Annotated in this window: 10 protein-coding genes and 1 pseudogene; 7 read left to right on the top strand and 4 right to left on the bottom strand. The window is 71.0% G+C overall.

Translation table 11 applies throughout. From position 1 onward, the window contains the following. A pseudogene (locus tag KN815_RS42015) lies at positions 1 to 193 on the bottom strand (hydrolase); the annotation flags it as partial. Continuing rightward, the gene (locus KN815_RS42010) at positions 193 to 1,011 is read right to left on the bottom strand and encodes an SOS response-associated peptidase (RefSeq protein WP_216347035.1); all 819 of its coding nucleotides are present in this window, start codon (positions 1,009 to 1,011) and stop codon (positions 193 to 195) included. The pseudogene KN815_RS42015 and the gene KN815_RS42010, both read right to left, overlap by 1 nt. Positions 1,012 to 1,059: 48 nt before the next feature. Here KN815_RS42010 and KN815_RS42005 point away from each other — a divergent pair, with 48 nt between their 5' ends. The 4 genes from KN815_RS42005 (at position 1,060) to KN815_RS41990 (ending at position 4,889) form a co-directional block, all read left to right on the top strand. Continuing rightward, positions 1,060 to 1,773 carry a M50 family metallopeptidase gene (locus tag KN815_RS42005; RefSeq protein ID WP_014054784.1) on the top strand — a complete coding sequence of 238 codons (714 nt, stop codon included), beginning with the start codon at positions 1,060 to 1,062 and terminating at the stop codon, positions 1,771 to 1,773. Positions 1,774 to 1,934: 161 nt separating this feature from the next. Further along, the gene (aroA, locus tag KN815_RS42000) at positions 1,935 to 3,311 is read left to right on the top strand and encodes a 3-phosphoshikimate 1-carboxyvinyltransferase (protein ID WP_216347034.1); all 1,377 of its coding nucleotides are present in this window, start codon (positions 1,935 to 1,937) and stop codon (positions 3,309 to 3,311) included. 12 nt (positions 3,312 to 3,323) lie between these two features. Then, complete coding sequence (gene rsgA, locus KN815_RS41995; protein WP_216347033.1) at positions 3,324 to 4,331, top strand: ribosome small subunit-dependent GTPase A; 1,008 nt, start codon at positions 3,324 to 3,326, stop codon at positions 4,329 to 4,331. 234 nt (positions 4,332 to 4,565) lie between these two features. Next, on the top strand, positions 4,566 to 4,889 hold the full coding sequence (locus KN815_RS41990) for a DMT family transporter (RefSeq protein ID WP_216347032.1): 324 nt from the start codon (positions 4,566 to 4,568) through the stop codon (positions 4,887 to 4,889). A 64-nt stretch (positions 4,890 to 4,953) separates the two neighbouring features. Here KN815_RS41990 and KN815_RS41985 read toward each other — a convergent pair whose 3' ends face one another. Beyond that, positions 4,954 to 5,559: a TetR/AcrR family transcriptional regulator gene (locus tag KN815_RS41985; protein WP_216347031.1), complete on the bottom strand. Its 606-nt coding sequence runs from the start codon at positions 5,557 to 5,559 to the stop codon at positions 4,954 to 4,956. 170 nt (positions 5,560 to 5,729) lie between these two features. Between KN815_RS41985 and hisN the strand changes: the two genes are divergently transcribed. Further along, positions 5,730 to 6,524, top strand: a complete 795-nt coding sequence (hisN, locus tag KN815_RS41980) for a histidinol-phosphatase (protein WP_216347030.1) — start codon at positions 5,730 to 5,732, stop codon at positions 6,522 to 6,524. Between the two features lie 219 nt (positions 6,525 to 6,743). Then, complete coding sequence (locus KN815_RS41975) at positions 6,744 to 7,136, top strand: CBS domain-containing protein (RefSeq protein WP_216347036.1); 393 nt, start codon at positions 6,744 to 6,746, stop codon at positions 7,134 to 7,136. A 120-nt stretch (positions 7,137 to 7,256) separates the two neighbouring features. Here KN815_RS41975 and KN815_RS41970 read toward each other — a convergent pair whose 3' ends face one another. After that, entirely contained in the window at positions 7,257 to 8,723 is a 1,467-nt protein-coding gene (locus KN815_RS41970; protein WP_216347029.1) for a catalase, read from the bottom strand. A gap of 161 nt (positions 8,724 to 8,884) precedes the next feature. Between KN815_RS41970 and KN815_RS41965 the strand changes: the two genes are divergently transcribed. Next, positions 8,885 to 9,298 (top strand): Fur family transcriptional regulator, encoded by a 414-nt coding sequence (locus KN815_RS41965; RefSeq protein WP_059149453.1) that lies wholly within the window; start codon positions 8,885 to 8,887, stop codon positions 9,296 to 9,298. Positions 9,299 to 9,376 lie beyond the last annotated feature (78 nt).

Below are 9,376 nucleotides of genomic sequence, written 5' to 3'. Positions count from 1 at the left end.
CGGGGAGCGCCGCGGCCAGCGCGCGCAGGTCGCGCGCCTCGATGCCCCCGCCGGCGCCGTGGCTCGCGGCGAGCAGGGCATGGGCGCCGGGCGCGTGATGCCAGGTGATCCGGGCGTCCCCAGCCGGGGTCGGCACCGTCTCGATCGTCACCTCGGGCCTCACCTCGGGCGTATCCGTCTTCTTGGCGGCCATCAGAACAGCGTGCCCTCCTCCGGGGCCTCGAGCTCCGTCAGCAGCTCGGGGCCGTTGTTACGGACATCACTCACCCCGGTCGCCACCGGATAGGCCCGCAGCAGCCCGGAGGGCGGCGGCGCCAGCAGCGGCAGCAGATCGTCGGGGTCGGTGCGGGCGGGATCCAGCCAGGAGGCCCAGCGGTCCTGGGTGAGGACCAGCGGCATCCGCGGGTGGATCTCGGCGAGCGACCGCGGCCCCTCGTCGTGGCCCTCGCCCCCGAAGGGCTCCTTGTCCGCCTCGGTCGTGATCACCGTGCAGGTCACCCACCACGACCGAGGATGATCGTCCGGCAGCGTCCGGTCCCGCCAGAACTCGTACAGCCCGGCCATGGCCATCACCGAGCCGTCCACCGGGGTCACGAAGTACGGCTGCTTGCGGGGCCGCTTGCGCTTGCCCTTCTCCTCGAGCTGCCGCTCCTGCGCCGCGGTGACCCACTCGTAGTAGCCGTCGGCGGGCAGGATGCAGCGCCGGGAGGCGAACGGGCGCCGGTAGGAGGGCTTCTCGTGCACGGTCTCGGCCCGTGCGTTGATCATCTTCGCGCCGCCCTCGGGCGACTTCGCCCAGGACGGCACCAGCCCCCATTTCAGCGCCCTGAGCTGGCGAACCGGGCGCGGCTCTCCGGCGTCCTTAAGAGGGCGTTCGAGCACCGCGTACACGTCCTTGGTGGGCGCGACGTTCCAGTCCGGCGCCAGAGTCTCCTCCGGCTCCCACTTCTCCACTCCGAAGATCCCGACGAGATCCTCCGGCTTCCGGCTCGCTGCGTATCGACCGCACATAGGTGCCACACTGCCACGACCCCTACCGATGCGAGGAGCCGCCCGCACATGGACGCAACGAACGCCGCCGATCTGTGGGACCGAGTGACCGGCGCCCAGCCCGACCCCACCACCTGGCTGGTCGTCTCCACCGGTGTGGTCGCGCTCGCGGTCGTCGTCTTCCGTACCGCCTGGCGAATAGCCCGTAACGCCGTCACGATCGCCCACGAGGGCGGCCACGCCCTGGTCGCCCTGCTCAGCGGGCGGCGGCTGGACGGCATACGGCTGCACTCGGACACCTCGGGGCTGACCGTCTCCCGTGGCAAGCCCACCGGCCTGGGCATGATCCTCACGGCGGCGTCCGGCTATACCGCCCCCTCCCTGCTGGGCCTCGGCGGCGCCTGGCTGCTGGCGGCGAACCACATCACCTTGCTGCTGTGGGGCACGACGGCGCTGCTGGTCGCGATGCTGGTGATGATCCGCAACGCGTATGGCGTCCTTACGGTCGTCATCAGCGGGGCCGCCTTCTTCCTCGTCTCCTGGCTGACCGGGCCGGACGTCCAGGCGGGGTTCGCCTACGCCGTGGTCTGGTTCCTCCTCCTGGGCGGTGTGCGTCCGCCCTTCGAGCTCCAGCGCAAGCGCCGGCACCAGGGCGCGTACGACTCCGACCCCGACCAACTGGCCCGGCTGACGGGCATTCCGGCCGGCGCCTGGCTGCTGCTGTTCCACGTGGTCTCGCTGTGTTCGCTGCTCGCCGGCGGGCGCTGGCTGCTGGGGCTGTGACCCGTACGCGCGTCCGGCGCGCCACCCCCGGCGCCTGGCGCCGCGCCACCCCGGCGCATAGTGCGCGACCCTCGGCGCCCGGTAGCAGCGCCGTGTTTCGACTGGGTTTCGCCACTTTCGATCAAGATTGGCACTCCGGGCGAACCACTAAAGTGAGACCCATGACCGGCATTGAGACCTCCCCGGGCGATCACACCGCCCTCTGGCCCGCTCCGACCGCCGATGGAGCGGTGGACGCGACCGTCACCGTGCCCGGATCCAAGTCGGTTACCAACCGCGGTCTGATCCTGGCCGCGCTCGCCGCCGAACCCGGCTGGCTGCGCCGCCCGCTCCGCTCCCGCGACACCCTCCTGATGGCCGCCGCCCTGCGCGCCATGGGCGTCGGCATCGAGGAGACGGTGTCCGACGGCGCCCTCGGCTCGGGCGGCCCCTCCGGCGGCGGAGAGGCATGGCGGGTCATTCCGGCGGGGCTGCACGGCCCGGCCACCATCGACGTCGGCAACGCCGGCACCGTGATGCGCTTCCTGCCGCCGGTCGCCGCCCTGGCCGACGGCCCCGTCCACTTCGACGGCGACCCCCGCTCCCATGAGCGCCCGCTGCACGGCGTGATCGACGCGCTGCGCGCCCTCGGCGCCCGTATCGACGACGACGGCCGCGGCGCGCTGCCGATGACCGTGCACGGCGGCGGGGCGCTGGACGGCGGCCCGGTCCGCATCGACGCCTCGTCCTCCTCCCAGTTCGTGAGCTCGCTGCTGCTGTCCGCGCCGCGCTTCAACCAGGGCGTCGAGGTGCGCCACATCGGCGCCGCGCTGCCGTCCCTGCCGCATATCCGGATGACCGTCGACATGCTGCGCGCGGCGGGCGCGCGGGTGGACACCGCGGAGGCGGGCGGCGAGCGGGGCGTCTGGCGGGTGGCGCCGAGCGCGCTGCTCGGCCGCGATCTGGTCGTCGAGCCCGATCTGTCCAACGCGGCGCCGTTCCTGGCCGCCGCCCTGGTCACCGGCGGCCGGGTGACCATCCCCGACTGGCCGGAGCGCACCACCCAGCCCGGGGACGAACTACGCCGGATCTTCACCGAGATGGGCGGTTCCTGCGACTTGACCGACACCGGTCTGACCTTCACCGGAACGGGCCGGATCACCGGGATCGACGCCGATCTGCACGAGGTCGGCGAGCTCACCCCGGTGATCGCGGCGGTCGCGGCGCTGGCCGACTCCGAGTCGGTGCTGCGCGGCATCGCGCATCTGCGGCTCCATGAGACCGACCGGCTCGCCGCGCTCGCCAAGGAGATCAACGAACTCGGCGGGGACGTCGCCGAGACCGAGGACGGACTGCGGATCCGCCCCCGGCCGCTGCACGGCGGGATCTTCCACACCTACGAGGACCACCGGCTGGCCACCGCCGCCGCCGTACTCGGCCTCGCCGTCGACGGTGTGCTGGTCGAGGACGTGGCCACCACCGCCAAGACCCTTCCCGACTTCCCCGGTCTGTGGACCGGGATGCTCGACGCGACGACGACCTCGGCGCGGAGATCCTGAGAGCCTGGACTCATGCGCCGCTACGGCAAGCACACCGACGAGGATGACGTTCGGGTCCGCCCCAACCGCAAGGGCAACCGGCCGCGCACCAACATCCGCCCCAAGCACGAGGACGCCGCCGAGGGGTTCGTGCTGACGATCGACCGCGGCCGGCTGACCGTCCTGGTCGGGGACCGCACCATCACCGCCATGAAGGCCCGCGAGCTCGGCCGTAAGGGCGTCGTCGTCGGCGACCGGGTCGCGGTCGTCGGGGACCTGACCGGCGACAAGGACACGCTCGCCCGGATCGTACGGGTCGAGGAGCGCACCTCCGTCCTGCGCCGGACCGCCGACGACGACGATCCGTACGAGCGGGTCGTGGTCGCCAACGCCGACCAGCTCGCGATCGTGACCGCCCTGGCCGATCCGGAACCGCGCCCGCGGCTGATCGACCGGTGTCTGGTGGCCGCCTTCGACGCGGGGCTCGAACCGCTGCTCGTGCTCACCAAGTCCGATCTGGCGCCCGCCGAGGAGATGCTGAAGACCTATGAGCCGCTCGGCATCCCCTTTGTCGTCACCAGCCGTGACGAGCTGGCCGACGGGGAGGCCGCCGACCGGGTGCGGGAGCGGCTGACCGACCGGATCACGGTCTTCGTCGGCCATTCGGGCGTGGGCAAGACGACGCTGGTGAACGCGCTGGTCCCGGACCACCAGCGGGCCACCGGCCGGGTGAACGCGGTCACCGGCCGCGGCCGCCACACCACCACCTCCGCGCTCGCGCTGCCCCTGCCGGACACCAAGGGGTGGGTGATCGACACCCCGGGCGTACGGTCCTTCGGGCTGCACCATGTGGACCCGGCGCGGGTCATCCACGCCTTCCCGGACCTGGAGCCGGGCACCGAGGGCTGTCCGCGCGCGTGCAGCCACGACGAGCCGGACTGCGCGCTGGACCAGTGGGTGGCCGACGGCCACGCCGAACCGGCCCGGCTGTACTCCCTGCGGCGGCTGCTGGCGACCCGGGAGCGGCGGGAGGGCGACTGAGCGTTCCGCTGGAAGCGTCGCGATGCGTCATCGGCCGACTGCGGCGCCGTCGTGCTGGTCTCCGCCGCCTACCAGGGGCTTCGCCCCTGGACCCCGGAGTCCGGGGCGGAGCAGCGTGTTTGCCGTCCATCCGGGACGGTAAATGGATAATCGCATCAAAGACTCCACAGGAGTCCAGGCGACCGGGCGGGGCCCGGGCGGCGGCAGCCGACGGCGGCACGGGAGGGCATCTCTATGGCGTGGCTGCTGGTCGTGGTCGCCGGGCTCCTCGAAACGGGCTTCGCCGTCTGTCTCAAGCTCTCGCACGGCTTCACCCGGCTCTGGCCGACGATCGCGTTCTGCGCGTTCGCGCTCGGCAGTTTCGGGCTGCTGACGCTGTCGCTGAAGAAGCTCGACGTGGGGCCCGCGTACGCGGTGTGGACGGGGATCGGGGCCGCCGGGACCGCTATCTACGGCATGATCTTCCTCGACGATCTCGTCTCCATGCTCAAGATCGTCTCCATCAGCCTGGTGATCATCGGCGTGATAGGGCTCCAGCTCTCCGGCTCGGCCCACTGAGCCCGGCCGCCCGGGTCGGCTCCAGCCGGCCCGGTGCGCACCATCAGGCCCACCGTGCGCACCATCAGGCCAGCACCGTGCGCACCATACGGGCCACATCCGCCGCCGGGGCGGGCGCCACCACGTACGACAGGGCCAGCCTGGCGACCGCCTCGCAGGCCAGTGGCAGCTCGACCGCACCGGGCGGCCAGTCGCCCGCCAGCAGCCGCACCGCCCGGTCCCGCGCCTGGCCGAGCAGCTCGCCCGGCGCGGGCAGCGGGGCGGGCGGTGCCGTCCTTACGGACGTCACGGTCGCCACGGATGTCACTGACGCCACGGACGCCACGGACGTCGGCAGCCGCTCGTTCCAGCAGCCGGTGAGCACCGCCCGCACCAGTGGATTCTCGGTCGCCGAGCGGACCGTCCACACCGCCGCGGCGGCCAGCCGCTCCCTGGGGCCCGCCGCGCCGGACACCCCGGACAGCGCCCGCTCGACCCCGCTCAGATACGCGTCGGCCTCGCGCCGCACCAGAGCGCGGGCGAGGCCCTCCTTGCTGCCGAACTCGTTGTAGAGGGTCTGCCGGGAGACCCCGGCCGCCGCCGCGACCTCGGCCATCTTGACCCTCGACCACGGACGGCCCTCGAGCGCGGCGAAGGCCGCGTCGAGCAAGGATTCACGCGCTGCGGGCATCGTCGCCTCCCAGAGCGGGCATCGCCGCCTTCCGGCGGCATGTGCCCGACAGAATTGACGGGCCGCCAGATGAAGTCAAGAGCCCCGCACGGGCCGACCCGTACGGCCCGCGTCCCTGGTCGTGTGGAGTCGTGTGGCTCCGGGTCTTTTCCGCTCGATACTGTTCGGCCATGCCCGACTACCACGATGACCTGCGTCTCGGCCATGTCCTCGCCGACGCCGCCGACTCGACCACCATGGAGCGGTTCAAGGCGCTCGACCTCAAGGTCGAGACAAAACCCGATATGACGCCGGTGAGCGAGGCCGACAAGGCGGCCGAGGAGCTGATCCGCAGCTCCCTCCAGCGCGCCCGGCCGCGCGACGCGGTGCTCGGCGAGGAGTTCGGCAGCGAGGGCAGCGGTCCGCGGCGCTGGGTGATCGACCCGATCGACGGCACCAAGAACTATGTGCGCGGGGTCCCGGTCTGGGCCACCCTGATCGCCCTCATGGAGCGCGGCGAGGGCGGCGACCGGCCGGTGGTCGGGGTGGTCTCCGCACCGGCGCTGGGACGCCGCTGGTGGGCCGCCGAGGGGCTGGGGGCGTACACCGGGCGCAGCCTGTCCTCCGCGTCGCGGCTGGCCGTCTCGAAGGTGAACAGCCTCTCCGACGCCTCGTTCGCGTATTCCTCGCTCAGCGGCTGGGAGGAGCGCGGCAAGCTGAACGGCTTTCTGGATCTGACGCGCGAGTGCTGGCGCACCCGCGGCTATGGCGACTTCTGGCCGTACATGATGGTCGCCGAGGGCTCGGTGGACATCTGCGCCGAACCGGAATTGTCGCTGTGGGACATGGCGGCCAACGCGGTGATCGTCCAGGAGGCGGGCGGCCGGTTCACCGGGCTCGACGGCGTGCCAGGCCCGAACAGCGGCGACGCGGCGGCGTCCAATGGGCTGCTGCACGGGGCGATGCTGGACTATCTGCGGCCCTGAGAAGCCCACCGGCGCAAGGGCCGGACGAGAACCGGAGTGTGAACCGGAGCGCGGGGCGCGCTCTGCCGCCCGTCGGCTACCGCGCGCCCTTGTTGGATCCACCAAGGCATGTGAACATGAGAATTCAGGACCTTGTGAACTTGTGCATCCATTCACAGGCGCCTCCGGCGCCGGGCATTGTCGAATGGATTCCCCAAGGAGGTGGCTCCATCCATGCCCATGCACGTCCGTGACGCCATGAGCTCGGTGGTCCTCACCATCGGCCCCGCGCACACACTCCGTCAGGCCGCCCGGCTGATGTCCGCACGCCGGGTCGGATCGGCCATCGTGCTCGATCCCGACACCTGCGGCCTGGGGATTCTCACCGAGCGCGACATCCTCAACTCAGTGGGGGCGGGCCAGGACCCCGACCAGGAGACCGCACACGACCACACCACCGCCGACGTCGTCTTCGCCGCCCCCGGGTGGACACTGGACGAGGCGGCCCGCACGATGACCCAGGGCGGCTTCCGTCATCTGGTCGTCCTCGACGCGGGCGGCCCCGTCGGAGTGGTGTCGGTGCGCGACATCATCCGCTGCTGGACCCCGGCTCCCCAGCCCGTACCGGCCTGAGGCGCACTGGCGGACCGTCGCACCGGCGCACCGGAAGCGGAACCGGACTTCGCACCCGGCACCCGAAGAGGCCGGAGCCCAACGGCGTCCGGCCTCTTCGGTTGATACGGCAAGCGTCCGTCAGCCGCGCAGGGCCTGAACCGCGGCCTCCAGCCGCTTGCCGTAGTCGGCGTCCGCCTTGCGGAAGTTCTCGATCGCCCGCTGTGCGATGTCATCGCGGGAGACCGTGGCGATGAACTGCGCCAGATTCTCGATCAGGCGCGCCTTCTCGTCGTCCGACATCAGCCGGTAGAGGTTCCCCGCCTGGACGAAGTCGTCGTCCTCGGCGTGCGAGGGGGCCGCATGGTCACCGGTCAAACCGGAGACCGCGGACGGCTGCCACAGCGGCCGACCGGTCTCCGCCGGGCCGCCGAAGCTGTTGGGCTCGTAGTTCTTCGCGCCCGCGTGACGGCCGTCGTACAGGAAGCCGTCCCGGCCGTAGGTGCGCGCCTCGGCCGCGTGCGGACGGTTCACCGGCAGGTGGTCGGCGTTGATGCCGACGCGGTAGCGGTGGGCGTCGCCGTACGCGAAGAGGCGGCCCTGGAGCATCTTGTCCGGGGACGGGCCGATGCCCGGCACGAAGTGGGCCGGAGAGAAGGCCGACTGCTCGACCTCGGCGAAGATGTTCCGCGGGTTGCGGTTCAGCTCCAGCTTGCCGATCTCGATCGGCGGGTAGTCCTCGTGCGGCCAGACCTTGGTCAGGTCGAACGGGTTGAAGCGGTAGTTCGCCGCGTCGGCCGCCGGCATGATCTGCACCTGCACGGTCCAGGTCGGGAAGTCACCGCGCTCGATGGCCTCGCGCAGATCGCGCTGGTGGCTGTCCGGGTCCAGACCGGCGGTCTCGGCCGCCTCGGCGGCGGTGAGGTTCTTGATCCCCTGGTCGGTCTTGAAGTGGTACTTCACCCAGAAGACCTCGCCCGCGGCGTTGTTCCACTGGAAGGTGTGCGACCCGTAGCCGTTCATATGGCGGTACGAGGAGGGGATGCCGCGGTCGCCGAAGAGCCAGGTCACCTGATGGGTGGCCTCGGGCGAGAGCCCCCAGAAGTCCCAGACGTTGTCCGCCTCCTGCGAGCCGGTGTACGGGTCGCGCTTCTGGGTGTGGATGAAGTCGGGGAACTTGATGGCGTCCTTGATGAAGAACACCGGGGTGTTGTTCCCGACCAGGTCGTAATTGCCGTCCTCGGTGTAGAACTTCAGCGCGAAGCCGCGCGGGTCGCGCACCGCGTCCGCCGAGCCGAGGCTGCCGGCGACCGTCGAGAAGCGCAGGAACGTCTCGGTCTCCTTGCCGACCTCGGAGAGGAACGACGCGCGGGTGTACTGGCTCACGTCCGCGGTCACGGTGAAGGTGCCGTACGCACCGGCTCCGCGGGCGTGCACGATCCGCTCCGGGATCCGCTCGCGGTTGAAGTGGGCGAGCTTCTCGATCAGATGCTGGTCCTGGATGAGGACCGGACCTCCGACGCCCGCCGTCTCGCCGTTCTGATTGTCCGCCACCGGAGCCCCGGACTCCGTGGTCAGCGGACCAGTGATGTTGTCCTGGACCGTCACGTGCGCCTCCTGCGTACTCGCGTTCTGTCCCTGGTCTGGGGCTGTTGCCGATCCTACATTGGACAATGTCTAAGTCAAGACGCATTGGAAAGTCGTACCCGATCTGGTCAAGGACTCGTCCGCTGCTACCCTTGTCCTTATCTGACTGATAGGTGAATGGCATGAGTGACCTGCTGGAACGGCTCAGGGGACGCGGCTGGAGGCTGACGGCGCAGCGGCGTGTCGTCGCCGAGGTCCTCGACGGGGACCATGTGCACTACACCGCCGACGAAGTCCACGCGGCGGCGGCCGAGCGGCTGCCCGAGATCTCCCGCGCGACCGTCTACAACACCCTCGGCGAGCTGGTCTCGCTCGGTGAGGTGATCGAGGTCACCACGGACGGCAGGGCCAAGCGCTACGACCCGAACGCACACCACGCGCATCAGCACCTGGTGTGCGCGAAGTGCGGCACGATCCGCGATGTCCACCCCTCCGGCGATCTGCTCGCCGACCTGCCCACGCAGGAGCGCTACGGCTTCGCGATCTCCGCGGTCGAGGTGACCTACCGGGGGCTCTGCCCCGACTGCGCGGCCTGAGAGCGCCCGCGACAGGCGGCTGAGACGCCAAGACAGACGAAAGGCCCGGATCCTGGAGGATCCGGGCCTTTCGCATTG

The sequence above is a fragment of the Streptomyces niphimycinicus genome (genome assembly GCF_018883605.1).
GTDB classification, from domain to species: domain Bacteria; phylum Actinomycetota; class Actinomycetes; order Streptomycetales; family Streptomycetaceae; genus Streptomyces; species Streptomyces niphimycinicus.
Note: the sequence above shows the minus strand (reverse complement) of the source record. Positions and strands in the feature narration are given on the sequence as shown.